The organism is Nocardia speluncae NBRC 108251 (assembly GCF_001613245.1).
Classification (GTDB): domain Bacteria; phylum Actinomycetota; class Actinomycetes; order Mycobacteriales; family Mycobacteriaceae; genus Nocardia; species Nocardia speluncae.
Window position 1 is genome coordinate 177,828 of the sequence record NZ_BDBZ01000002.1, and the last position, 25,233, is coordinate 203,060.

The 25,233-nt window shown below is 66.2% G+C and carries 23 protein-coding genes; 9 read left to right on the forward strand and 14 right to left on the reverse strand.

Annotated features, from left to right (window positions below; genetic code table 11):
- Nucleotides 1-71 precede the first annotated feature (71 nt).
- From NS6_RS03630 to NS6_RS03655, 6 genes are read right to left on the reverse strand one after another with little or no spacing between them, the layout of a single operon-like run.
- Complete coding sequence (locus NS6_RS03630) at nucleotides 72-1,247, reverse strand: fumarylacetoacetate hydrolase family protein (RefSeq protein ID WP_068036364.1); 1,176 nt, start codon at nucleotides 1,245-1,247, stop codon at nucleotides 72-74.
- The gene (locus NS6_RS03635) at nucleotides 1,244-2,371 is read right to left on the reverse strand and encodes an extracellular solute-binding protein (RefSeq protein ID WP_068036366.1); all 1,128 of its coding nucleotides are present in this window, start codon (nucleotides 2,369-2,371) and stop codon (nucleotides 1,244-1,246) included. The genes NS6_RS03630 and NS6_RS03635 overlap by 4 nt, the downstream gene beginning before the upstream one ends.
- A complete protein-coding gene (locus NS6_RS03640; RefSeq protein ID WP_068036371.1) occupies nucleotides 2,368-3,756 on the reverse strand; it encodes an aldehyde dehydrogenase (NADP(+)) in 1,389 nt (462 codons plus the stop codon). Before NS6_RS03640 ends, NS6_RS03635 begins: the two co-directional genes overlap by 4 nt.
- Nucleotides 3,753-4,220, reverse strand: a complete 468-nt coding sequence (locus NS6_RS03645) for a MaoC family dehydratase (RefSeq protein ID WP_068036373.1) — start codon at nucleotides 4,218-4,220, stop codon at nucleotides 3,753-3,755. Before NS6_RS03645 ends, NS6_RS03640 begins: the two co-directional genes overlap by 4 nt.
- The gene (locus NS6_RS03650; RefSeq protein WP_068036375.1) at nucleotides 4,217-5,566 is read right to left on the reverse strand and encodes an MFS transporter; all 1,350 of its coding nucleotides are present in this window, start codon (nucleotides 5,564-5,566) and stop codon (nucleotides 4,217-4,219) included. The genes NS6_RS03645 and NS6_RS03650 overlap by 4 nt, the downstream gene beginning before the upstream one ends.
- Nucleotides 5,567-5,591: 25 nt before the next feature.
- Nucleotides 5,592-6,806 (reverse strand): CaiB/BaiF CoA transferase family protein, encoded by a 1,215-nt coding sequence (locus NS6_RS03655; protein WP_068036377.1) that lies wholly within the window; start codon nucleotides 6,804-6,806, stop codon nucleotides 5,592-5,594.
- Nucleotides 6,807-7,012: 206 nt separating this feature from the next.
- On the opposite strand from NS6_RS03655, the gene NS6_RS03660 reads away from it, so the two are divergent.
- Complete coding sequence (locus tag NS6_RS03660; RefSeq protein ID WP_210746598.1) at nucleotides 7,013-8,053, forward strand: LacI family DNA-binding transcriptional regulator; 1,041 nt, start codon at nucleotides 7,013-7,015, stop codon at nucleotides 8,051-8,053.
- Nucleotides 8,054-8,329: 276 nt separating this feature from the next.
- Here NS6_RS03660 and NS6_RS03665 read toward each other — a convergent pair whose 3' ends face one another.
- From NS6_RS03665 to NS6_RS03675, 3 genes are all read right to left on the reverse strand, one after another.
- Nucleotides 8,330-9,250 carry a siderophore-interacting protein gene (locus NS6_RS03665; RefSeq protein ID WP_157112609.1) on the reverse strand — a complete coding sequence of 307 codons (921 nt, stop codon included), beginning with the start codon at nucleotides 9,248-9,250 and terminating at the stop codon, nucleotides 8,330-8,332.
- A 180-nt stretch (nucleotides 9,251-9,430) separates the two neighbouring features.
- Nucleotides 9,431-10,267 (reverse strand): mycofactocin-coupled SDR family oxidoreductase, encoded by an 837-nt coding sequence (locus tag NS6_RS03670; RefSeq protein WP_068036383.1) that lies wholly within the window; start codon nucleotides 10,265-10,267, stop codon nucleotides 9,431-9,433.
- A gap of 125 nt (nucleotides 10,268-10,392) precedes the next feature.
- Entirely contained in the window at nucleotides 10,393-11,007 is a 615-nt protein-coding gene (locus tag NS6_RS03675; protein WP_068036385.1) for a TetR/AcrR family transcriptional regulator, read from the reverse strand.
- A gap of 223 nt (nucleotides 11,008-11,230) precedes the next feature.
- Between NS6_RS03675 and NS6_RS03680 the strand changes: the two genes are divergently transcribed.
- A complete protein-coding gene (locus NS6_RS03680) occupies nucleotides 11,231-12,508 on the forward strand; it encodes a cytochrome P450 (RefSeq protein ID WP_068037829.1) in 1,278 nt (425 codons plus the stop codon).
- Nucleotides 12,509-12,627: 119 nt separating this feature from the next.
- Here the strand turns inward: NS6_RS03680 and NS6_RS03685 are convergent, their stop codons facing one another.
- Nucleotides 12,628-13,305 carry a TetR/AcrR family transcriptional regulator gene (locus NS6_RS03685; protein ID WP_068036387.1) on the reverse strand — a complete coding sequence of 226 codons (678 nt, stop codon included), beginning with the start codon at nucleotides 13,303-13,305 and terminating at the stop codon, nucleotides 12,628-12,630.
- 88 nt (nucleotides 13,306-13,393) lie between these two features.
- Between NS6_RS03685 and NS6_RS03690 the strand changes: the two genes are divergently transcribed.
- Together NS6_RS03690 and NS6_RS03695 are read left to right on the forward strand one after the other, a co-directional pair.
- A complete protein-coding gene (locus NS6_RS03690) occupies nucleotides 13,394-14,158 on the forward strand; it encodes a carboxymuconolactone decarboxylase family protein (protein WP_068036389.1) in 765 nt (254 codons plus the stop codon).
- A gap of 16 nt (nucleotides 14,159-14,174) precedes the next feature.
- Nucleotides 14,175-15,005 carry a mycofactocin-coupled SDR family oxidoreductase gene (locus NS6_RS03695; protein WP_068036391.1) on the forward strand — a complete coding sequence of 277 codons (831 nt, stop codon included), beginning with the start codon at nucleotides 14,175-14,177 and terminating at the stop codon, nucleotides 15,003-15,005.
- Between the two features lie 76 nt (nucleotides 15,006-15,081).
- Here NS6_RS03695 and NS6_RS03700 read toward each other — a convergent pair whose 3' ends face one another.
- Nucleotides 15,082-15,885 carry an IclR family transcriptional regulator gene (locus NS6_RS03700; protein ID WP_068036393.1) on the reverse strand — a complete coding sequence of 268 codons (804 nt, stop codon included), beginning with the start codon at nucleotides 15,883-15,885 and terminating at the stop codon, nucleotides 15,082-15,084.
- Between the two features lie 173 nt (nucleotides 15,886-16,058).
- Between NS6_RS03700 and NS6_RS03705 the strand changes: the two genes are divergently transcribed.
- The gene (locus NS6_RS03705) at nucleotides 16,059-16,820 is read left to right on the forward strand and encodes a CoA transferase subunit A (protein WP_068036398.1); all 762 of its coding nucleotides are present in this window, start codon (nucleotides 16,059-16,061) and stop codon (nucleotides 16,818-16,820) included.
- Complete coding sequence (locus NS6_RS03710; protein WP_068036399.1) at nucleotides 16,817-17,461, forward strand: 3-oxoacid CoA-transferase subunit B; 645 nt, start codon at nucleotides 16,817-16,819, stop codon at nucleotides 17,459-17,461. Before NS6_RS03705 ends, NS6_RS03710 begins: the two co-directional genes overlap by 4 nt.
- 232 nt (nucleotides 17,462-17,693) lie before the next feature.
- On the opposite strand, the gene NS6_RS03715 is transcribed toward NS6_RS03710, so the two are convergent.
- Both NS6_RS03715 and NS6_RS03720 read right to left on the reverse strand, forming a co-directional pair.
- Entirely contained in the window at nucleotides 17,694-18,692 is a 999-nt protein-coding gene (locus NS6_RS03715) for an MBL fold metallo-hydrolase (protein ID WP_068036400.1), read from the reverse strand.
- A 114-nt stretch (nucleotides 18,693-18,806) separates the two neighbouring features.
- Nucleotides 18,807-20,303, reverse strand: coding sequence for an acyl-CoA carboxylase subunit beta (locus tag NS6_RS03720; RefSeq protein WP_068036401.1), 1,497 nt, complete (start codon nucleotides 20,301-20,303; stop codon nucleotides 18,807-18,809).
- A gap of 456 nt (nucleotides 20,304-20,759) precedes the next feature.
- Here NS6_RS03720 and NS6_RS03725 point away from each other — a divergent pair, with 456 nt between their 5' ends.
- From NS6_RS03725 to lysA, 3 genes are all read left to right on the forward strand, one after another.
- On the forward strand, nucleotides 20,760-21,203 hold the full coding sequence (locus tag NS6_RS03725) for an RrF2 family transcriptional regulator (RefSeq protein ID WP_068036403.1): 444 nt from the start codon (nucleotides 20,760-20,762) through the stop codon (nucleotides 21,201-21,203).
- A gap of 320 nt (nucleotides 21,204-21,523) precedes the next feature.
- A complete protein-coding gene (locus NS6_RS03730) occupies nucleotides 21,524-22,762 on the forward strand; it encodes a globin domain-containing protein (protein ID WP_068036405.1) in 1,239 nt (412 codons plus the stop codon).
- A gap of 147 nt (nucleotides 22,763-22,909) precedes the next feature.
- On the forward strand, nucleotides 22,910-24,253 hold the full coding sequence (gene lysA, locus NS6_RS03735) for a diaminopimelate decarboxylase (protein WP_068036407.1): 1,344 nt from the start codon (nucleotides 22,910-22,912) through the stop codon (nucleotides 24,251-24,253).
- Nucleotides 24,254-24,531: 278 nt separating this feature from the next.
- On the opposite strand, the gene NS6_RS03740 is transcribed toward lysA, so the two are convergent.
- On the reverse strand, nucleotides 24,532-25,161 hold the full coding sequence (locus tag NS6_RS03740) for a TetR/AcrR family transcriptional regulator (RefSeq protein ID WP_084470587.1): 630 nt from the start codon (nucleotides 25,159-25,161) through the stop codon (nucleotides 24,532-24,534).
- Between the last annotated feature and the right edge of the window lie 72 nt (nucleotides 25,162-25,233).

The window sequence follows — 25,233 nt, forward strand, 5'->3', positions numbered from 1 at the left end:
GTTGAGCGGGCTCCCGGGACACGAAGGATATGGCACCGAGGACTTACTTCCTGCCGATGACTTGTTACGGGTCAGAGAAAGCCCCGGAGGGCCAGGCTGCGGAACAGGTCGGCGGTACCGAACTGCCACGGTTCGCAGTTGTCGCTGGTGCGTACCCGATTGGTCAGGCCGCCCAGAGCAGGTGCACTGATGGTGACCAGATCGTCGATATGGTGGGTGAAGCCGAGTCCGGGCTCGGCACGATCCTGGACGGGAGCGAACATGGTGCCGAGGAAGAGGACGACCCCGTCCGGGTATTGATGGTGACGGCCCATGAGCTGGCGAATGAGATCTTCCGGGTCGCGGCTGATCTCGGCCATCGACGATTCGGCGCGCAGGGTGAAGCCGTCGGTGCCGCGGACCCGCAATGTCACGGTCAGCTTGCGCACCGCGTCGAGATCGAAGGTGTTGTCGAACAACCGGATGAACGGTCCGACGGCAGCGGAAGCATTGTTGTCCTTGGCCGCGGTCAGCAACAGTGCCGATCTGCCCTCGAAGTCACGCAGGTTGACATCGTTGCCGAGGCAGGCGCCGACAGCACGGCCGGCAGACGAGATCAGCAGCACCACCTCGGGTTCCGGGTTGTTCCAGGTGGAGCGGGGATGCACACCGATATCGGTGGCGGTGCCGACACTGGCCAGCGGTGCGGATTTGGTGAAGATCTCGGCGTCGGGTCCCAGCCCGACCTCGAGGTACTGACTCCACCAGCCCTCGGCGACCAGCAGTTCCTTGAGCCGTGCGGTTTCGGCCGAACCCGGTTCCAGCGCAGCCAGATCCGTGCCGACATGCTCGGTGATCTGCTCGCGCACGCGGTCGGCCAGGGTGGCGTCACCGCGGCAGCGTTCCTCGATGACCCGTTCCATCAAGGAGACCACGAAGGTGACGCCTGCGGCCTTGATCGGTTGTAGATCGATCGGGCTGAGGAGCCTGGGAATCTCGGGCCGCCGGGATTCCGCCGGAGTGCAGGCGGCGATCTCGGCGAGCGATCCGAGGTCCGGGCCGGCACAGTCGCGAACGAATGCGGCGGGGTCGTCGTACTCGGCGAGATCGCGCACCGTGGCGACCCGTGCGGTGATATCTATCAGGCGACCGCCGCGCACCGTGACCACGCAGGGGCCCTCCGCGCCCATCACCCGCCCGACGAGAACAGCACGGTCGTGGTCGGCGGGCAGGAGGGTGTCGGCGGCCGGTGGCCAGGTGGGGGTCACGATGCGGTCCTCGATGTCGTGGCCGGTGCGAGGCTGCGCTCGTAGCTCTCGTTCACCTCGCGGGTGAGTCGGCTGATGTCGCGGTGGTCGAACAAGCAGGCCCGCACGGCCGCGGCACCCGCGTTCTGGAAGGCGATGGCGCCCGCGTGGCGGGGCCGGACCCAGGCGTCGTCGATGGTCGCCCGGGTCGTCCGGTAGAAGTCGTGGCTGCCGGCGTTGACGGCATCGTCGTCCCAGGCGCCGGTGTGCGCCGGCTGACCTTCCTCTGCGACGACGAACCGGCGCTGGGTGTCGGTGATCATGAGCCAGCGCAGATGGTCGAGCAGCATCGGGTCCGGTACACAGCGGGTGCTGACTGCGATGCCGGTGCCGCCCAACACCGATCCGCGGCGGCCGGCTGTGCCGCGCGGCGCGTCGGCGAACCACAGCGGGCGGGGCCGGCGGGCATAGTTCACGTAGCCGTAGATATGCGGGCAGTAGTCCGGACCGTCGCCGCCGGACATCCGCTCCAGTAGGGCGATGGGGTTGTCGTTTCCGTCGACCGGCCGGTCGGAAACGAAATGGCGCAGGATATCGATCGCGGCGCCGTATTCCGCTTCCGTGAGGAACGTGTCACCGTCGCCGGGTGTGGCGCCGTCCCCCACCGCGATACCGCACAGGGTGAGAAACAGATGGGGCCCGGAGGTCGGTAATGCCGCAGGGATTTCACCGGCCAGTTCGACCGCTTCGGCCCAGGTCCGTGGAACGGGGATACCGGCATCGCACCGCACAGAAACCTGCGTCGCGGCGTCCAGTGGCAAGGCCCAGCAGTGTCCGGCCATCTCGTAGGACCGGGCCGACAATCCGACACTCGCGGCTCGCCAGGCCGCGAGTTCCGCCGCTGTGAAGAGCGCATCGAGCGGTTGCAGCGCCCCGGTCTCGATCGCCTCACCGATATGCGGATGGTCAAGTACTACGAGGTCGTAGCGACGCGCGGTCTCGGCGATAGGCGCCGATTCGAACCCCTCCAGTGGCTGGATATCCCAGCGGATATCGCAGGCGGGTGCGGCAGGGTGCCGGGTCGCGGCGCGCAGCGCCCGGTAGCCGCGGGGATGGTCCCAGGTCAGTCCGGTCCAGCTCGTCATCCGCGCAGCTCCACGGGAAGTGCTGCGGTGGGCAGGTTCTGGTAGGCGACCGGGCGGGCGAACCGCAGTGCGGCGGCGGTGCCGACCGAGGTCGAGACAGGCGCCGTGGTGGCAGGCCAGGGACCGCCGTGCTGCTGAGCGTCGCTCACCGTGACACCGGTGGGCCACTGGTTCCAGATGATCCGGCCGGTCCGTTCGGTCAGGAGGTCGATCGCGGCGGCAGCCTGATCGTCCACCTCATCGCCGCCCTGCACTGTCGCGGTCAGGCTGCCCTCGATGAGTTCCAGAACCGCCAGAGCCTGGGCGGGATCACCGTATTCGACCAGTACCGACGCCGGTCCGAAGATCTCGGTGGTGACGAGCGCCGGATCCGCCAGGGCGGCACGCGCAGTGGTGGTGAGGATATGCGCGGCCGGTGCGGCCGGTGCCGACGGCCCGGTGCGGGAGGTTTCGACATCCGGATGTTTCGCCACCGCCGCCAGGGCCGCGGCGAATCCGTCGGATATCCGCGGATTGAGCATCGGTCCCACGGCGGGTAGGGCGATCCGGTCCAGGAACCCGGCCAGGTCCGGAACCAGCACGACTCCCGGCTGGGTGCAGAACTGCCCTGTTCCCATGGTTGCGGATTCGGTGAAACCGGTGACGATTTCGTCCGCACGTTGTGCCCACCCGGCCCGGGTGACGAGCACCGGGTTGGTGCTGCCGAGTTCCCCGTAGAACGGTATCGGGTCCGGACGCGAGACTGCCAGGTCGAACAGGGCGCGTCCCCCCGCCTCGGAGCCGGTGAAGCCCACCGCACGGATCCGCTTGTCCAGCACCGCGGTGATGCCCGCCTGTTTCCCCTCGATCAGGCCGAATACGCCGTCGGGCGCCCCGGCTCCACGCAACCGTTCGGTGACGATACGGGCGGTGGCCCGGGAGAGCTCCGGATGGCCCTCATGAGCCTTGACCACCACCGGGCACCCCGCCGCCAGCGCGCTGACGGTATCGCCTCCGGCAACGGAGAAGGCAAACGGGAAGTTGCTCGCCGCGAACACGAGGACCGGGCCGATCGGCACATGGCTACGCCGGATATCAGGGCGCGGCCCCATCGGCCAATCCGGATCGGCCGGATCGATCCGCACATCGAACAACGTGCCCTGTTCGAGCCGATCGGCGAAGAGCCGGGCCTGGAAGGCAGTGCGCACCAGTTCGTTACGAAGCCGTGGGAGCGGCAGTGCGGTTTCGCGGTGGGCGAGTTCGGCGAGTTCGGCGGCGCCGTCGTCGAGCCCTCGAGCGACAGCACGCAGCTGCCTCGCTCGCTGCGCTGCCGTGGCGCGCCGGGACGGCCGGCGGGCGAGATGGGCTGCGGCGAGTATGTGTTCAACGGCCGCGGTGTCGATCATGACTTCTGCTCCTCGGAATGCGGTGTGCGGTCGACGGCGAGCACGTGCTTGCAGACGAGCACGGTGTCGCCGCGCTGGTCGACCCCGGTGTACTGCTTGGTGACCAGTCCGATGCGCGGGTTGCGGTGCTCGGCGAGGTCGACCACTTCCGAGGTCGCGCGGACGGTGTCGCCGGGCAGTACCGGGCGGGGAAACCGGATGCGGTCGTAGCCGTATGCCACGGCGCGGCCGTTGTATTCGACGGTGAGCCCGACCACCACACCGAAGGTGAGGACGCCGTGGGCGATCACGCTACCGAACCTCGGCTCCGCGAAACCGGGGTCGGTATGGGCGGGATGATGGTCGCCGGTGAGATCGGCGAACCGGGCGATATCGGCGGCAGCGATCACCCGGCTGCCCCCGGTGCCGGTCTCCCCCAGCGTGTACTCCTCGAAGTACCGGTCCTCGAAGTGCGGGATGGTCATACCTTCGCTCCTGTGACAACAGTGCCGGTCGGATGGGTGATCACATGGTTGAAATGGTCGTCACTGTCCTGATCCGCATCGCTTCGGTAGCGCTTGGAGAGATAGACGGAGACGAATGCGACGGTCGCCATGATCACCATCCACACCGCCACCGGCCACCAGTGCCCGAAGCCGGCGAACATGGCCGTCGCGATCAACGGAGTGGTACCACCCAGCAGAGCGCCACTCACCTCCCGGGCGAAGGCGACTCCCGAGTACCGCATGGCGGGCGGGAACATTTCCGCCAGGAACGCCGCCTGCGCGGCATAGCAGGTGGCCACCGCGCCGATGAAGCAGATCACCAGGGCCAGGATGATCAACGCGGGTACGCGGGTGTCGATGAGAGCGAACATCGGGAACGCCCAGACTATGCCGAAGCCGGCGCCGAACAGGAACAATCTGCGCCGCCCGAAACGGTCACCGATCCGGCCGAACACCGGCATGAACGCCGCACCTGCCACCAAGACCACGGCATTGATACCGAGCCCGGCCATCGCCGCGAGGCCGATATCGTTGGTCAGGTAGCTCAGCGCCCAGACCTGGGGGATATACGAGAACCCCGACAGCATGAAGTTCGATCCGAGGCTCAGCACCAGCCGACCCTTGGCCGTCCGGAACAGCTCCAGCAGCGGGATTTTCGTATCGTCCTTCTTCGCCTGCTCGAAGCTCTCGGTCTCTGTGACGCGGCGCCGGATGTACAGGCTGATCACCAGCATGACCACGCTGAGCAAGAACGGTATTCGCCAGCCCCACTGCTCGAAGTTGTCGCCGGTCAGCCAGAGCGCGATCTGGAAGGTGCCCAGCCCCAGGGCCGAGCCGAGCCACACACCCCCGCCCGACCAGGAGGCGTAGAACCCGCGGCTCCCGCGTGGCGCCGCCTCCGAGGACAGCACCACCGCTCCGGCGTACTCGGCGCCGGCGCCGAGTCCCTGGATGATCCGGAGCAGGACCAGCAGGACCGGAGCAGCCAGTCCGATCGAGTGGTAGCTGGGTAGCAGCCCGATCAGCGCGGTCGACACGCCCATGATGCCGAGCGTGATGATCATGACCGGTTTTCGGCCGATCTTGTCGCCGAGGTGTCCGAAGACCACGCCGCCGAAGGGCCGGGCGAAGTAGCCGACAGCGAAGGTGGCGAACGAGGCGAGCAGCCCGGTGGTGGGACTGGCGTCGACGAAGAAGTAACTGTTGAAGACGAGGGCCGCGGCCGCGCCGTAGAGGGCGAAGTCGTACCACTCGACGAGACTGCCGACCGCGGACGCCGCTGCTGCGCGGCGTGCCTGCTGAATCGGTGGGGCGGTTGTACTCATGAAGGGATCTTTCGGTGATGTGTCGTCAGGAATTGCGCGCGACGACGGGAGACCGGTGACGGTGGATGGCGCCGGTCGATTCGAGTTTCTCGATCCGGTCGATGCTCACGCCCAGCTCCAGCAGCACTTCCTGGGTGTGCTGGCCGTTCAGCGGCGCCGGCCGGTAGACCTTCTGGGTCTGGTTGCTCAGGCGGAAGGCGAAACCGGGGGTCACCACGGTGCCCTCGGTCGGGTGGTCGTATTCGACGAAGGAGTTGTTGTGCCGGACCTGCGGGTCGTCGCGGAGCTGGGTGTAGTCGTAGACCGGGCCGACCCATACGCCCGCGCCGCCGAGGGCGGCGAGCCAGTGCGCAGTGGTATTCACTGCGAGGTTTTCGGTGACCAGCGCGGATATCTCGTCGCGGTGGGTGAATCCGTCGCGTTCGGCGTCGTAGGCCAGAAACCGGTCGTCGCCGAATACCTTCGCCAGTGCGTCCATTTCCGCGAAAGACAGCGCGAGATAGCTGTCCGAGGTGGGGAAAATGCCGTAGGGAGCGCGGATATAGGAGTGAGCATGGATCTGATCGGTCGGTTCCTGCCGGACCCCACCGACGGTCGCGACGCTGATCTCCTGCATTTGCGCGGCAATGATCGAATCCAGCATATTCGCCTCCACCAGCTGACCTTCGCCGGTGCGTTCCCGGTGGAACAGTGCGGCCATGGCGCCCTCGAAGGCCGAATAGGCGGTGATGGCGTCGGCAAGGAAGAACGGTGCCGGGCGCGGCGCTTCGCCGTGGCGGCGGGCGCTGGCCAAGCCGCCGCTCATCGCCTGGAGAAGGACGTCCTGGCCGGGCCGGTCGGCGTACGGCCCGGTGGTTCCGTAACCGGACATCGACACGTAGACCAGGTCGGGCTTGATCGCTCGTAGCGTTTCGTAGTCGACGCCGAGCCGATCTGCCACGCCGGGGCGGTAGTTCTGCAGGAAGACGTCCGCACCGCCCACCAGTTCGTACAGCAGCTCGCGGCCCGCCGGGTCCTTGAGATTCATCGATAGCGAACGCTTATTGCGGTTCAGCGAGAGAAACGAGGCATTGACCTCGTTTCCGCGAGCTCCGCCGGCCGAAACATGGCGCTGCCACTCCCCGGTCACCGGCTCCACCTTGATCACATCAGCTCCGAGATCTGCCAGTTTCTGCGCGGCGAACGGCCCGGCCATGGCGATCGACAGATCCAGCACCCGGATACCGTCCAGCACATTCATCCTGCTACTCCCTGCCTCGGGACCACTGTACGAGTAGTCACATGGTGTTCTGCGCCACGAATGTTAGCGGTAACGTTAGCGGTAACGCAATAGCTTGTTTTCGACCGGCTACGGATCGGCGAACACGCCGCGCACGAAACGGATCGCTCGCAGCGGTATGCTCCGCACACAGCAGGGACAGCGTTTCGGGAGGTGGCGTGGCCGGAGTGGAACGACGACGGCGGGTTCGCGCCAAATCGTCCACGAAATCGGTCACCATGCAGGATGTCGGGCGGGCGGCCGGAGTCTCCGCGCAAACCGTCTCGCGCGCCCTCAGTTTCCCCGATCAGGTCTCCGAGGAGACTCGGCGCCGCGTACAGCGCGCCATCGCCGATACCGGCTATCTGCCGAATCTGGCCGCCAGCAGTCTGGCATCGAACCGCAGCCGCACCATCGCCGCGATCCTGCCGGTCATCTCGACCTCGATCTTCTCCGATACGCTGCGTGCCGCCGCGGGGCGGCTCAATCCCGCCGGATACCAGCTGATCGTCGGCTACACCGATTATCACCCGGAACGCGAGGAAGATCTGGTGCGTGGCTTCATCCAGCGGCGCCCGGACGGCTTCTTCATCGTCGGCACACTGCACACCCCGGAAACCCTGCGGTTGTTACGCGCCTACGGTGCGCCCGTCGTCGAAACCTGGGACTGGATCGACGAACCGATGGATACACTGGTCGGCTTCTCGAACGAATCCGCGACCGGCGATCTGGTCCGGCACCTCGTAGACCGCGGCCACCGCGCCCTGGTGTTCGCCGGCACCTTCGGCTCCGGCGACGCCCGTGCCATCCGGCGCCGGGACGGATTCACTCGCGCCGTAAGCGAACTACTACCGGACCAGCCTGTCCGCATCGTCGACCTACCGGAACACGATATCTCGATGGACACCGGTGTCGCCCTGCTCGATACGGCCCTGGAACGCTTCCCGGAAGCGACAGCGATCATGTTCGCCACCGATGTCCTCGCCACCGGCGCCGTTCTCGCGGCGCAGCGCCGTGGGATCGCCGTGCCGGATCGTCTGGCCATCACCGGTTTCGGCGATTTCGAGATGTCGCGGCATCTCAACCCGGCACTCACCACAGTGAGCGTCGATATCGATGCAATCGGCACCAGGGCCGCCGATCTACTCCTGGCCCGGTTGGCCGGTACCGCGATCGAGTCGGCCACGGTGGACGTCGGCTACCGGATCGTCACCCGCGAAAGCGCCTGATTACCAGGTTTTCTCGCGACGAGCGCGTGCCCCGGCCCGACCGTGGGGCGATGACATCAGCGGCGCAGAACGGCAACGATCGAATCCGGGCACCTACAGGGCCTGCTCGATCTACTCGAACCGGACGCAATGCTCCTGGGTGACGCCAACGGAATGAAGGCGTCGAGCGTGAGGCCGAAGCGGTGGCCCACCTGCTGACACAATCCCGTCGAGATCGGGTCTCCGGCGCGCCGTGCGAGATCTTCCCACCCGGGCCCGGGTTCGTCGTGGCCGCGGTCAGCTCGACACCGCCCGGGGCCCGAGCACAAGATCATGACCACCCAGGTCGATGGACTCGGCCAATTCCGGATCGCGGATATCGGCACCGGCAGTCGCGGCATGCCGGTAAGCGATCAGGTTCACGGAATCGTTCGCAGTGCTGGTGACGCCGCGTTTCCAGTAGGCCCTGGCGAGGATGTCGCAGCGGTCGACTTCCCATACCTCGACGGCGTGCGCCCGGATACCGCGAACCTGGGTGGCCTCGGCAGCGATCCAGACCTGGGTTCGGCGACCGACGGCTATCGAGGCGGGGGTGTGGTCGAGCGTCCGGGTGAGATCGGTGAGGTGGTGCAGCGTCAGTTTCGGATGCGCCGGAACGAGTTCGACGTCGGCAGGATCCGGGGTGGCAATATAGGCCGATACGGCATGACCCGAGTCGAGACCGTCGAGGATGGCCGAGATGGCCGGGAGTGCGGTGGCGTCACCGATCAGCACATGCTCGCGGATTCCGGTACCTACTGCCCATTCGGGTCGCATTCCGGACAGCGATACCGGGTCACCGGGGCGCGCGGCGTTGAGCCAGTCGATTCCCACGCCGTGGTCGTGCCGAGCCACATCCATGGTCAACCGGCGTGCGACCGGATCGAATGCGCGGACCGTAAAGGCACGGAGCACCGGCTGCACCATATCGGCGGGCCATTCCGGAAGCCCTGACTCGCCGCGTACCGGTGTTGCCACCGCGGAATTCCGCGTAGGTGCCATCATGAGTTTGAACGCGTCGGCCGGATGTGGGTCGCGATATTCGTCCAGATCCGGTCCTTCGAGAACGACGCGGGTGTATCCCGGAGTCAAGGGCTCGATCCCCGCGACGAACAACTCGAGCGACAACAACCGACGGCCCTGTGATCGCCTCCAGATCCCGGCCTTGATCGACTCCACCGCACCCACCTCTCGGTATTTAGGGTAGGTAACCCTAAATTCGATGGTAGCGCAAACTCAGGTGCCCGTGCGAAACCACACAAGGTGGTCTCGCCGTTTCACCTCGTCGTCACGACGCCGACAGCAGTGGCCGACGCCGCCACACCTCCAGCCACTGCCCGGCAGCCGGGCCACGGCTCACTACTTCAGGAGACTTCCCGCGTCGACCGGTAGTGGAAGTCCGGTGATGTAGCGGGCCTCGTCGGAAGCGAGGAACAGTACCGCGTTGCTGATGTCCACCGGTTCCACCCAACCCACCGGCAGGACATGCATGAGCTGGGCAACGGGGGCGAAGTCGTCGGCGCCGGGATTCTCCAAATCCGGCCGGAACAGTTTCATCGTTCCTTCGTTCATGAACATCGGAGTGTTGACATTGGTGGGCAGCACCGAGTTCACCCTGATGAAATGCTGCCCCAGCTCCACGGCGAAACTGCGCATCAAGCCGATGACCCCGTGTTTGGCGGCGATGTAGTGGCCGGTGTTGGGGTAGGCCTTCAAACCGCCGACCGAACTGGTCAGGACGATCGATCCCCCACCGGCGGTCAACAGATGGGGCACACCGGCTTTCACCGTTTTCCACACCCCGGAGAGGTTGATGTCGATCATGGCCTGCCAGTCGGGTTCACTGGTCTTGTCCAGGGTTTCGCCACCGTTGCCGATGCCGGCGTTCGCCACGATGACATCGAGGCGACCGAGCTGTTCCACCCCATTGTCGAGTGCGGTCTTCAGGGCGTCGTAGTCGCGGACATCGACCTGTTCGGTCACGATCCTGCGGCCGTGATTCTTGACCAGATCGGCGGTCTCGGCCAGATCTTCCGGTGTCGACGGGGCGATATCGTCACTGCCACTGACCGGCGCACAGACGTCGACAGCGATGATGTCGGCACCTTCCTGCGCCAGCCGGACCGCGTGGCTGCGTCCTTGTCCGCGTGCTGCTCCCGTAATGAAGGCGACCTTGCCTTCGACCCGACCGGCCATGTTCCACCTCGTTCTGTCGTCGAACGGCCACCACGCAGAGCCCGGTAGCCACCACGATCGACCAACTGTTGATCGATCGATAAAAACTGTGACACCGGCGATGGGAACTGTCAACGACGGACCGGCTATTCGGGGGGACGGGCGACCCCCGCGGTCGCAATCGGCGGACGGTAACCGCTCATCAGCTCCTCGACGAAAACACGCAGCTCGCTGTGCCCCTGCCGCATACCCACAGCACCTTCGTTGCAGAGAATCCGGGCCGCACCGGTGAGCAGCATCGACACGACGACAGGCGGGAACTGTGTGAGGTCGACCCCACACGAGCGCAGTACGAGAGTGACAGCGGCGGTTTCGATATCGCGGACACGTTCGGCGAACACCTTCAGCTCCGCTCCCACCGCCTTGCGATGGTTGGCCAATGCCATGAACTCGGTGTTCAGCTGGGTGAACCGGGCATCGGTGTTGATCTCCCACAACACCTGCAGCGGATCGTCGGCGGTGAGCGCCTGCCGCATTCGATTCAGCGCCTTTTCCCCACCGGCACGCAGTACCGCAACGAACAGGTCGTCCATCGTCGGGAAGTAGTAGTACACCAGGGTCGATTTGACTCCGGCAGCGGTCGCGACCCGGCGTGAGGTCGCCGCGGCGTAACCCTCTTCACGGATGATCTGAGCGGTCGCCTCCATGAGCCGCAACCTGGCCCCGGTGTCGTCGGCTTTAGCGGCACGCTTCGCAGGCATTCAGCGGCACCGCCCGAATTCGCGGCCGACCGACCCGCTCCCGAGGGGGGTCACAATCCTTGACTGCCCGAAATGCCACATGGTACCCATGGTGCACTCTAACATTTTATCGATCGATCAAATTCTGATGAGGGCCGCGAACGGCCACCTCGGGCGGATCGACGAAACAGCGAACGGTCCTGCGGCGTCGCCGCGCGGACCTGCATCGAAAGGCTGCGAGCCGATGAACGACCTTGCCGCACGGGATTTCTTCTCCGACGAAGCCATCGCCCAGAGCCCCTACGAATACCTCGACCACCTGCGCAGCCGGAACCCGGTATTCCGTGAACCCCACTACGGCGTGGTCGCGGTGACCGGCTACCAGGAGGCCAACGAAGCCTTCCGCAACACCGCGGACTTCTCGGCATGCATCTCCATCGGCGGCCCGTTCCCGCCACTGCCGTTCGAGCCGGCCGGCAACGATATTTCCGATCGGATCGCCGAGCACCGCCATCTGTTCCCGATCTTCGAGCACATGGTGACCATGGACCCGCCGGAGCACACACGCGCTCGGTCTTTGCTCAATCGCCTGCTCACCCCGAAACGACTGAAGGAGAACGAGGACTATATGTGGCGGCAGGTCGACCGCCAGCTCGACGAGTTCCTGGGCGCCGGGCGTTGCGAATTCCTCGGCGACTACGCAAAACCGTTCGCCACCCTGGTGATCACCGACCTGCTCGGCGTACCCGAAGCCGACCGGGAGCGGTTCCGCGAGACCCTGGCCGGCAACGAGCGGTCCGGCAGACGCCCGGGCGCCCTGGACCACGAACCGGTCGGCCGCAATCCGCTGGAATGGCTCGACGAGACGTTCAGCGCCTATATCGCCGACCGCCGCCGCACACCCCGCACCGATGTCCTCGGCACCCTGGCGACAACGCACTATCCGGACGGCACACTGCCCGAGATCATCGATGTCGTACGCCCCGCAACATTCCTCTTCGCGGCCGGCCAGGAGACGGTGACGAAGCTGCTCAGTTCCGCGGTACGGGTTCTGGCCGAGCGCCCGGATCTGCAACAGCAACTCCGTGCCGACCGTAGCCTCGTCGGCAATTTCATGGAGGAAGCGCTGCGGATCGAAAGCCCCACCAAGGTCGACTTCCGGCTCGCCCGCCGGTCCACCTCACTCGGCGGTGTCGATATACCCGCCGGCACCGTGGTCATGCTCTGCATCGGCGCCGCCAACCGCGATCCCCGCAAATTCGACGACCCCGGCGAGTTCCGGCTCGACCGCCGCAATGCCCGCGAGCACATCGCCTTCGGCCGGGGTATCCACACCTGCGCTGGAGCCCCGCTGGCACGCGTGGAGGGTCAGGTCACCCTCAATCGGATGCTCGACCGGATGAGCGATATCGCAATCGACGAGAGCGCACACGGTCCCGGTTCCACGCACCACTTCGAGTACGAGCCGACCTTCCTACTGCGCGGACTGCGCGACCTCCACATCACCTTTGCTGCCGCCTGAACCCCTGACGGGAAGCCGTCGCACCGCACGATGCGACCGGCTTCTCGTCCAGGCACCCGGAAGGCACGGCGGTCACAGCAGTTCAGTGAGCGAAAGTGATATCGCGCGGCCGCGGCGCGTTACGGCAGCGTACGCAGGGTAGGTCGTGCGATCCCGGAGGTTTCCAGTGCGGCCGAAGTCTCGGCCGAGGGTGGTGTGACCAGTTGGGCCACCAGCGTATCCAGCAGTTGACCGACGTGAACCGCGAACGACGCCACCACCGAACCCATCCGGCGCATACGGTGACGATCCGCGCAGATATGAAGGCAGATGGCCGACGCCTGATGAATGCGGATATCCCGCAGGGGCTGGGGAATATGCTCGATCAGCGCCCCGACACGTGCGTAATAGGCGCGTTCGGAGTCACGGTGCGTAGCGGGCAGTTTGTCCAGCGGGTGCATCTCCCGCACCAGCTGTTCGAGGAACGACAGGTAGTAGCAGTTGTCGTCCTCGGCCAGTTCCATCAACGGCAGCTGATGAGCCTCGACGACCCGCCGCAGATCACCTTCCGGGACACGGGCTTCCAGCAAGCGGCGGCGCCGGGTCAGGTCCTCGACACGGTTCAGCAGGATCGCATCGATCAGCCCTTGTTTCGATCCGAAATGGTATTGCACTGCCGATTTGTTGCCCATTCCGGCTTCGTCACCGATCCGGCGCAGTGGGACTCCACCGAGGCCGTGCACCGCGTAGAGCCGTTCCGCGGTGAGCACGAGTTGCTGTTTGGCGGAGAGGCCAACGGAGGGTGCCGACTCGGTCATGGATTCATCAAACCACCCCTGGACATTGTAAGTCGATAGACTTAAAGTCAGGGTAGCCGCATTACTTTTAAGTAGATAGGTAGGCGCTATGGGGAGCTACCGGTCCGTGATGACCGTCGACCCACCACCCGAAACGGGCACCCCCTTCGAGCGGGCGGCCCGCGATTTCGTCATCGATCAAGTGTGGTCACGACCTGGGTTGTCGCGCCGCGACAGGCGCTGGGTCACCCTGACCTGCGTCGGCGCGGCGGATGCGCCGCAGTCGATCGAGGACCAGGTCTTCGCCGCCCTCAACAGCGGCGATATGACCATCGACGAGATGCTGGAATTCGTCCTGCATTTCGCGGTGTACAACGGCTGGCCCAAGGGCTCCCATCTGGAGGGGGTCATTCGGCGCCAGTGGTCCCGCATACAGAGCGAGCGGGGACTCGACGCCGCGATCCGGCCACCGGACAACGCGACCCTGGGCTCGACCGACTGGACCGAACGCATCGCAGAAGGCACCCGCGAATTCATCGAGGTCAATTTGATCGACGCCCCCGCGCCGGAGACTCCGTACATCCATGCCGGAATCCTGAACTTCGTCTTCGGCCATATCTGGCAACGCCCCGGTCTGTGCCGCCGTGATCGGCGGTTCATCACTGTCGCTTCCGTCGCCGTCTGCGATGCCGCCCTACCTCTGGCTTCCCATGTCGGCTCCGCACTGGAATCCGGCGATATCACCAAGGCCGAGATGGACGAGATCGTCCTTCAGCTTGCGGCCTATTCCGGTTTCGCCAAAGGCGAGGCCCTGCACTACACGGCCGAAAACGCCTGGGCCCGGCTGGGTCACCGAGACCGGCCGGGTCACTGAGAAAGGACCGACCATCATGTCAGGACTGGACGGACGCGTCGCGTTCATCACCGGCGCCGGCCGAGGTCAGGGCCGCGCGCACGCCGTGCGTCTCGCCCGCGAAGGCGCCGATATCATCGGTATCGATATCTGCGCGAACGTCACCTCGATGACCTATCCCAATGCAAGCGAGGCAGAGCTCGCCGAAACCGAGAAAATGGTCCGTGCACTGGGCCGCACAATGATCGCCCGCAAGGCAGACGTCCGCGACTACCACGCACTCTGCGCAGCTTTCCAGGACGGGTATCAGCATTTCGGCCGCGTCGACATCGTCGTCGCCAACGCCGGCATCATCCGGATGGGTCCCGAATCCGATGATTTCCTCGCCGACTGGAACGACGTCATCGACACGAACCTCACCGGCGTCTACCACACCGTCCGCGCCGCGCTGCCGGCATTACGCCGGAGCGGCCGCGGCGGGTCCATCGTCATCACCAGCTCCACCGCCGGGCTCAAGGCCTCCCCCTCACTCAATGCCAGCGGCAACGCCTACGCCGCCGCCAAACGCGGTGTCGTCGCACTGATGCAAGGGCTCGCGGGCCACCTCGCGCCCGAATGGATCCGCGTGAACACCATCCACCCGACCGGTGTCGCCAGCGGCATGACCCATAACGACGCCATGCGCGAACTGATGGAACAAGCCGCCGCCGGGGGCCAGAACTCGATCTCCGGCATGCAGAACGCACTCCCCGTGCAGATGCTCGAAGCCGAGGACATCGCAAACGCCGTTGCCTACCTCGTCTCCGACGAAGCGAGATTCATCACCGGCATCCAATGGCCCCTGGACGCCGGCTTCATGATCCGCTGACCGCACGACCGGTCACCCCACCGACGACAGAGACCGCCAGGACCTCCAGCCCCGCGTAGCGGTTCGACGGTGCCGGTCAAGAGGGGGCCGGGTGCAGCGTGTGCGGTCCGGTGGGACGCAGGCGTAGTTCCCGAGAGAGACGGTGCGCACAGCGCAGGAGTAGGCTGCCCAGCTCGTCGCGGCGGTCGGCGCGGAACCGGCTCTCGACTCCGGTGAGACTGAGTGCCCATCGGGGTTCGTCGCGCTGGTCGAAGACCGCCGCCGCCATGCCCCAGCTGCCTTCGACGAGCAGGCCGGGATTCACACACCACCCGGATTCCCGTGTGGCGGTGATGCGCTGGGACAACTCGGGGCGTGCGTGTGCTGAGCCCCAGTCGGTACTCAGGTCGGTACGGGCGAGATAGTCCTCGATATCGCGGTCGGGCAGGTGTGCCAGGATCACCAAACCGGCCGAGGCGACACCGAGGGGAAAACGGATACCGGGGTACAGCACATGGGAGCGGAGCGGGAAACTGCCTTCCTCACCGGCCAGGCATACCGTCTCGTCACCGCGGCGGGCGGACAGGAACGCGCTCTCTCCGGTCTCCCGGGCGAGTTCCCGCAGCACGGGCCGGGCGGCGTCGCCGATGTCGTAGCGCTCCGCGGCGAGTGAGCCCATGAGGAACAATTCCGGGCCGAGCAGCCATCGCCCCGTTCCGGCGTCGCGGTCCAGGAAGCCTTCCTCGGCGAGTGCGACGAGCAGTCGGTGGGCCGTGGGCCGCGCCAAACCCGTCCGGCGTGCCAGATCGCTGGTCGTCACTGCCTGCTCGCCCTCGGCGGCGACCGCGCGCAGCAGGGCAGCTGCGCGCCCGAGGACCGACGGGTTCGGCTCTGCACTCATCCCTCCATCCTACGTTCACTGAGTGAACGTGCTTCAGCACAGTGTTCACTCGATGAGCACTTCCTGCTTCGCATAACCCGAACACTTGCCAGTTCATACCGGGCAATGTTCTCGTGAACGAACCGCAGCAACGACGTTTGCTGAGTGGACAGAGAATGAGAGGCAAGCCGGAAATGGAATCAAAAGTGGTGGAATCCGCCGCCGCTGCCGTCGCCGATATCTGTTCGGGAGCGACCCTGGCGGTCGGCGGATTCGGGCTGTGCGGTGTCCCGGACTCCCTGATCGCGGCCATAGCCGAGGGCGAGGCCACCGGCTTCGAGGTGTTCTCCAACAACTGCGGGGTCGACGACTATGGGCTGGGAATCCTGCTGTCCGCCGGCCGGATCGCCCGGGTGACCGCCTCCTATGTGGGCGAGAACAAGGAATTCGCCCGGCAGTACCTCGGCGGCGAACTCGAAGTCGAACTCCTGCCCCAGGGCACACTCGCCGAACGACTGCGCGCCGGTGGCGCCGGTATCCCCGCCTTCTACACACCGGCCGGGGTCGGGACACCGATCAGCGAGGGCGGGCTGCCGTGGCGGTACGCGCCGGACGGGTCGGTCGCGGTCGCTTCACCGCCGAAAGAAGTCCGGGTATTCGGCGGCCGCCGCTACGTGCTCGAGGAGAGCATCGTCTCCGATTACGCCCTCGTCCACGCTGCCGTCGGCGATACCGACGGCAACCTGGTGTTCGAGAAAACGGCCCTGAACTTCAACCCGCTGGCCGCGATGGCCGGGCGAGTGACCATCGCCCAGGTCGAGGAACTCGTCGCGCCCGGCGATCTGGCTCCCGCCCACGTGCACCTGCCCGGCGTCTTCGTCCAGCGCATTGTGCACACCGGACCGCAGAACAAACGTATCGAGAAGCGCACCGTACGGCAGGAGGCCACCCGATGAGCTGGACGCGCACCGAAATGGCCGTCCGCGCGGCCCGCGAACTCGTCCCCGGCGAATACGTCAACCTGGGGATCGGTCTGCCCACCCTGATCCCCAACCACTTGCCCGACGGGGTGACGGTTGTCCTGCACAGCGAGAACGGCATCCTCGGCACCGGCCCCTACCCCACTCACGACGCGGTCGACGCCGACCTCATCAACGCCGGAAAGGAAACCGTCACCGTCGAACCCGGTGCCGCGTTCTTCGATTCCGCGCTGTCGTTCGGCATGATCCGTGGCGGCCATATCGACACCGCAGTCCTGGGCGGTATGCAGGTCTCGCGAACCGGTGACCTGGCCAACTGGATGGTGCCCGGCGCGATGGTCAAAGGTATGGGCGGCGCGATGGACCTGGTCCACGGTGCCCGTCGCGTCATCGTGCTGATGGAACACACCACACGCGACGGTTCCCCCAAGATCGTCGACGCCTGCACTCTGCCACTCACCGGACAGGCCGTCGTCCACCGGGTGATCACCGACCTCGCCGTCCTCGATATCGCCGGCGGACAGGTGATCCTGCGCGAAACCGCGCCCGGGGTGAGCGTGGCCCAGGTGCGGCAAGCGACCGGAACAACGCTCTCTGTCGAGACCGCTCCGGCCTGACATCCCGCACCATCGCTAACCAGCGATGCTCGAACGCTTCGCCTGGCCGGCGATTCCCGTAGAGACCGCTGCGGCCGCTTCACATGTTCGGCGTATGCCATTACTGCGGGGGCCGGACAATACCGGCCCCTTCGGGTGTTGCCGGAGTCCGCCGACGAGAGCTATCCCGGTTCCCGCCGACGGCTTGTCGTCGGCTGCCACCGAGGTACCCGCCGGATGATGAAGTAGCCCCTTACCGACGGGCAAAGTGTGCCGGTTCTCCCCCGGGTAGCTGAATGATCAGATCGCGGGCCACGAGGTGCCGCAGGTGCGCAGCCGCCTCGGACAACGCCATGTTCTTCCCGAGAGGTGAGATCGCCGCCCACGGCTTGTACCATTTCATCCGCTCCGCGACCTCCCACACGGTGATCTGATCATCACCGAAGGCGCTGTACAGGTGGTCCAGTCGCTCTTCGTGATGTTTGATCAGGAACGCAGCACGCCCCCCGACGTCCTCGAGGGCGAGTCCGTGGGCGCCGAGCCCACGCGTGACGTTCATCGATTGCACTCGTCGCAACGACTCGGTGAACTCGGCCAGCGCGTCACGCTCTTCGAGTGGGTAGACGAAACTGCCGACGTGCGGTGTCGTCTTCTGGAGAATATGGTCGCCGGTGAACATCACGTCGCCGTCCTCCAGGTAGAAGCACACGTGCCCCGGGGTGTGGCCGGGGGTGTGAACCGCGCGCAGCTCACGGCCGGTGAGCGCGATCCGCTCGTCATCGGCAAGCGTCCGGTCCGGCGCCGAATCGCGGCTCACTCGGGTTTCTTCGTTCACGGCGAGCTCGTATGCCGCCACATCGGCGAGAGGTGCACCCGCCTGGGCCAGATTCTGCTTCTGAGCCGCCATCCAGGTCTCGTCTCGGTCCGCCGTCATTGCGGTGAACAGATCGTGGTCGGCTTCGTGCATCGCGATCCACGCACCCGAGGCCTCCCGGACACGTCCGCACAGACCGCTGTGGTCCGGGTGGAAGTGTGTGAGAACGACACCCTCGACGTCGTTCACCGAATGGCCGATTGCCGCCAACCCCGCTGTGAGGCCATCCCACGCGTTGTCGTCGTACCAACCGGCATCGATGAGCACGATGCCACCCGGGGATTCCAGCACGTATATCAGCGTATGCCCGAGTGGATTACCTGTGATCGGAACCGGAATGCGGAAGATACCATCGCCCACAGAAATCGCGCCGTCCATGAGGTCACCATATTCCTTAGGCAAAGAAAGTACTGCCGGGGGTTCCCGGTAAGCGAGACCACGGGCTGCGTCGACTCTCCCGGCCGATTTCCTGGACGTGTGTACCACGGCCGTTCAGGGAACGATGGCGGAGCGTGTCACGGGTTCCGGCGCCTGTTGTCGCGCAAATATTCCGCGGCGCAGGGCGGTCAACAGGGCGTCGCGTGTCTCTTCCGGCCGGATGAGCTCGTCGAAACCCATACGTTCGGCGGAGTGGTAGGAGGCCAGTAGTTCCATCTCCCGCAATTGCGCCGCGATATCCTCGTCCGCGCCCGAGGCCACCCCGAGGGCCGCCGCGCTCATCGCTCCCATGGTCGCGCCGGGGTAGGCGAAGGTCGCTGTCTGATCGTCGAAACCGATGAGCGACATGACCATCGAGCCGAACCCGTACGCCTTACGCAGTGTGACGTGCAGTTTGATCGTGGTCGCCGTGGTCTGGGCGACGAACATCCGGGCGCCCGCGCGCAGCACACCCTCGCGTTCGGATTCACTGCCGGGCAGCATACCGGGATTGTCGGCGAGGAATACCAGTGGCAGGTGGAAGGAATCCGCCACCGAGATGAAATGTGCGGCTTTGTCGGCGGCTGCGGTATCGATCGAGCCTGCGAGCACCTGCGGCTGGTTGGCGACCACCGCCACCGGGTGCCCGCCGAGATGGGCCAGGGCACAGACGATCGCGGTGCCGTAGCCGGGTTGGACCTCGAACCAGTCGGGGGTGTCGAATACGGTGTCGAGGACAGCCCGGATGTCATAGGTGTTGCGGTTGTCCCGCGCGATGATGTCCAGCAGTTCCGGGGTCGGCCGCGGTTCGGTGGAATCGTCGGAGAGCAGTGCGGGCGGATACGACCACGCGCTGGACGGGAAATAGGACAGATACCGCCGGATATCGTCGAGTGCGTCCTCGTCGTTGTCGGCCAGGTTGTGGATCAGGCCGCTCGGCACCGCTACGCCGGGGCCGCCGAGGTCCTCTTTGCTGATGTCCTCACCTGTCGATTCCCGGACTACCGGCGGGCCCGCGGTGAAAATGGCGCCCTGCCGGCTCATGATCGCGAAATCCGATACCGGGGCGATGAGCGCACCGTGACCGGCCGAGGCGCCGAGCACCCCGGTGACCATCGGCACCCGGCCCGAGCACCGAGCCTGGGCGAGCAGGTCGGTGGGGGTCCGTCCATAGTGTGCGCCGGTGGGCCGGAATCCCGCGCCCTCCAGCAGCATCACCAGCGGGACCTTGTTTCGTACGGCGAGTTCGGCCAGGCGATACCGTTTGGCGTTGCTGCCCGGCGCGATGGTTCCCGCCACGGTGGTGAAATCTTCCGCGCCGACCATGACCGGCGCTCCATCGATCAGGCCCGAGCCGGTAACGACGGCGTCGGCGGCGATCTCACCGCCGACCAGCGAGCCGAACTCCTGGAACGTCCCCGGGTCGAGCAGGTGTGTGATCCGCTCCCGCGCCGTCAGCTTCCCCTTCGCCCGGTGTTCGGCCACTCGTTCGGGACCACCCATGGCCGCCGACCGCGCCCGGCGGACGTCGAGATCCTCGAGCGTTTCCTTCCAGCCTCGCGCATTCGTCATTCGTGTCCCTCTCAGCGCAGTGGTCGGCTCATCGCAGCAGGTTGTGATCGGCGGATACGGGTTCGATCCGCATCGTCGCGGCTGTACCAGGCGGCCCGCACTCGTTGCCAGTAGATCACCCAGCACCCGTCCGGCAGTATGGATCGGTCGCAATGTCCCATCCCGCGGAATCGACGGCCTCGTTGTGCCGGCAACTGTGCATGGCACCGCCTATCGGTCACGACCGGCCGCGACTAGCAATTCGCTACGTACCGCGGACGCCACCTGCGGCGGTGCCGCCACTCCGGACGGCCGAGTGTTCATACGCTGGACCAACTGCGCGCCCGGCTGTACGAACAGGCGACCCCGGGCAGATGTTCGGCGCCACACCGGATACGCCTTCGACTCCCCGGGCAGCATGCTCGGCACCACACCGGATAATTCGCTTTTCAAACACCGAATTAATACAGTGATCCTGTGCAACTGTCCCGCTTCAGCGATCTCGGCCTGCGGGTGATGATGCGCCTGGCTGTCAGCGGGGCCGCGGCCGAACGGGTCACCGTCAAACTCGTCGCCCGCCAGGTGAACGCGTCGGAACACTACATCGCGAAAGCGGTGACGAAACTTGCCGAACTGGGCCTGGTGGATTCCCACCGCGGCCGCACCGGGGGCATCTTCCTCACCGAGCGCGGGCGCACGGCCACCGTCGGTCGGATCGTGCGCGGGCTCGAGGGGCAGGGCGAGGTCGTGGAATGCACGGGCGCCACCCCTTGCCCACTGGCCTCGGCCTGCCGGCTGCGGCATATGCTGGCCGACGCCCAGGAGAGTTTCTACCGGAATCTGGACCAGTACACTCTCGGCGATCTGATCGACAGCCGGACGGTGCAATTACTGCATATGCCGGACTTTCCGGAACGTTAGATAATCTTCGCCGTGATATATCGGCGCGGCGATGCACAGATATCGTTTTCGCCGGCGAGTATCTTCACCTCCACCGGAAATCAATTCACCCTCCTTTTCTGCGCTTTCCGCTGAGGTCGCAATCACCCTGTGGTTCATGCACTTCCACGGCAGTCTCGCCTACTTCGCCCACATCGGACGCCCACTGTGGCGCCTACAACATATTCCGCACGACGGTGGGTAATTCAGTTCACGCCGTCGAGACCTATTTTCCCCCACGGAATTGGATACCGTGTTGTCGTGGCATTCGAGCCGCATTTCAGCTCGTCGAGGAGAACAGCATGACAACCGTCGCGATATCGGCACCGGACCTTCCCGCAGAATTGGAGGCGCACCACGCCGATGTGGTCCGCGCGACCCTTCCGGTGATCGCTGCGCGTATCGACGACATCACCGCCCTGTTCTACGAGAAGTTGTTCGCTGCCCACCCTGATCTGCTCGCCGGCCTGTTCAACCGCGGGAACCAGGCCCACGGCGCACAGCAGCGGGCGCTGGCCGCATCGATAGCCACGTTCGCCACCCATCTGGTGGATCCCGCCCTGCCGCATCCGCGGGAAATGCTCGCCCGGATCGGGCACAAGCATGCTTCCCTGGGCATCGTGGCCGAGCAGTACCCGGTGGTGCACGAACATTTGTTCGCCGCGATCGTCGATGTGCTGGGCACTGAAACGGTCACCGCGGAAATCGCCGCCGCATGGGATCGCGTCTACTGGCTGATGGCCGACACTCTGATCGAGTTCGAACGTGGGCTCTATTTCGAGGCCGGGGTGGCGCCCGGCGACGTTTTCCGCGAGACGGTGGTCACCGAACGTATCAACGACCCGTCCGGAGTGGTCACCTTCGTCGTGGAATCCACGGACCCCGCTCGCTCGCTGCCGGAATTCCTTCCCGGGCAGTACGTTTCCGTCGGCGCGGAGCTTCCTGACGGGGCGCGGCAGCTGCGGCAGTACAGCCTGGTCCGGGCGCCGCACGACGGGCGGCTCGCCTTCGCCGTACGTCCGGTGGCCGCCACCGCGGACCAGCCCGCGGGGGAGGTGTCGAACCACCTGACGGCCAATATCTCGGTGGGCGACAAGCTGGCGATCACCCTGCCGTTCGGCGACCTCACCGCCGACCCCGCGGCGGCCACACCGCTGGTGCTGATCTCGGCCGGAATCGGTATCACGCCGATGGTCGGGATCCTCGAACACCTCGCCGCCGCCACCTCCCGGCGGGAAGTGCTCGTCGCGCATGCCGACCGCAACACCGCCACCCACCCGTTGCGGGCGGTGCAGGCCGACCTCATGGAAGCGCTCCCGAACGCCACCCTCGAACTCTGGTACGAACAGCCCGCCGGCCACGGCCGGCCCGGCACACTCACCGTGGCCGATCTCGACCTACCCGCGGACGCCGATTACTACTTCTGCGGCGGTGCAGGGTTCCTCCGGTCGGTACGCGCCCAGCTGACCGCCGCGGGAGTTGCGCCGACCCGCATGCATTTCGAACTCTTCAGCCCCGACGACTGGCTGTTGCCCGAATGAGGGCGGCCGGAGCCGCCCGTGGCGCGGGTCAAGATTCCGCGGAAAAGGGTCAAGAAGTCGTCAGGAGCGAGTTCGCCGGGAAGCGACGGGCGTAGTCCTGAGGTCGACCCCGCATACGGAACGGCGGGGACACACCAGGAGCACATCGTGACCTTGCTCGACATGATCCCGTCTCTCCAACCGGGAATCCCGCCCCGGCTGAGCCCGGGGATCTGGCCGCGCGACGCCCGCTACGACAGCGAAGGCAGGATCACCCTCGGCCGCGTGGCGGTCACCGATATCGCGGACCGGTACGGAACCCCCGCCTATGTACTGGATGAAGCGGAAGTCCGGGCGCGCTGCCGCGCGTACCGGAAGGCGTTTCCCCGCGCCCGGATCTACTACGCGGGTAAGGCGCTGCTTACGAAAGCCGTCGCCGAATGGGTGAGCGCCGAAGGGCTTTCGATCGACGTCTGCTCCACGGGCGAACTGGCCGTGGCTCTGACGGCGGGTGTGGACCCGCAGCGCATCATCCTGCACGGCACCGGGAAATCGCGCGATGAGCTCGAAGCCGGCGTCCGCGCCGGGGTGGGGCGTATCGTCATCGATTCGCTGTCCGAGATCGCGCTGCTGTCCACCCAGCTGAACCGGCCGCAGGCGGTGCTGCTGCGGCTCACACCCGGTATCGACGTGCACGGGCATCCGGCCGTCCGCACCGGCGTCCTGGACCAGAAGTTCGGTCTTCCGCTCGGTAGTGCGGACGCGGCCGAAGCGGTCCGGCGGATCCTGGAGCAACCGCTGCTGCAGCTGGCCGGCCTGCACTGTCATCTCGGGTCGCAGATCTACGATCCGGACCACTACGGTGAGGCGGTCCGCCGTTTGATCGCGGAAATGGCCTGGATCCGCCGCGATCACGGGCATCTGATCACCGAACTGGACGTGGGCGGTGGCCATGCGGTGGCCTATCGGCCCGGTGACGCCGAGCTCAACGTGGCCGAACTCGCCGATATCCTCGACGACGCGCTCGACGCGGCCTGCGCCCGCCACCGCTTCCCACGACCGGTCCTGGCCATGGAGCCCGGCCGGGCGATCGTCGCGCGGGCCGGGGTCACCCTCTATCGCGTCATGTCGGTCAAACAGGTCGAGGGGGCGAGCACATTCGTCACCGTCGACGGCGGGATGAACGACAATCTGCGGGTCGCGTTGTACGGCGCGCATTACGAAGCCGTCGTGGCGAACCGCCGGCCGCACGGTCCGCAGCGGACGGTGACCGTGGCCGGCCGCTATTGCGAAGCGGGCGATATCCTCGCCCGCGATATCCGGTTACCCGTCGACCTGCACCCCGGTGATCTCCTGGCGGTGCCCTGTACGGGCGCCTACCACCACAGCCTGTCGGCCTCCTACAACTGCGTCGGCAGGCCGCCGGTCATCGCCGTGCGTGACGGTTACGCCCGGGAACTCGTCCGCCGCGAAACCATCGCTGACCTGCTGGCTCGCGATATCGGCGGATGAATCCGCGCCGGAGGACAGGCGACACCGCGTGCGCGAGGTTCGGTGGCGCCGGTGTGCCGGTCCCCGGTCGGGAATGCACACCCGGTCGTTCCACAGATCCCGAGCGGCGTCTCCCGCCGGCGAGGGCGGCGGTCGGCCGGCGGGGCCGGGGGCAGAAGCGGGCGGCGGTGGCCAATGCTGCCGGAAGGGTTCCGCGATCGCCTCATGGACGTATATCCGTTCCACGGTGACACAGGCCTGCCCGGAGCACGGCGACCGCTGGGCCGAAACCGATCCCGTCAAGGTGTCGCCGGCCCGGGATCGGGGCGTAACGCGGCCAGGGCGAGGCGGGCGTAGCGGCGCCATACCTCGGGGTCGCGGATATCGAGGTCGATGAGCGCGCGGGCGACACCGGATACCAGGATCTGCACATCCATCCCGGTGGCGTCCGCGCGCAGACTGCCCTGCCCACGCCCCAGTGTCAGAAGCTCCTCGAGCCGGTCCCCCAGGCGTTGGTCGAGTCCTTCCAAACCGCTGAGCACCTCGATCATCAACCGGTCCTGGGCCAGGCGGGTGGTGACCTGTTCCAGCAGATCCTCGAGCGCGCGGTAGGCGTCGTCGCGCGCCGCCGCGACCGCCGCGCCGGCGAGTTCGTGGAACCACTCGATATGTTGCTGCGCCAGGGCCCGCACCAGGTCGGCCTTGGTCGGGTAGCTGCGGTAAACGGTGGCCTTGCCGACTCCGGCCCGGGCCGCGACCTGCGGGATGGTGGCGCCGATACCGTGCTCGGTGAACACTTCCCGTGCCGCGGCCAGGACCCGCTCGTGGTTCAGCCGGGCATCCGCCCGGCGCCCCGCCCAGTTCTGCGCGTCGTCGTTCTGCGCGTCGTCGCGCGTGGCGTCCGGCTGCGCTGCCGTCCTACCGGTCATGGTGTCGCCTCCACGAAATCCGCTTCCATCCTGCCGGATCGAGAGGCACGTCTCATCCCGGCCGCAAGGTGA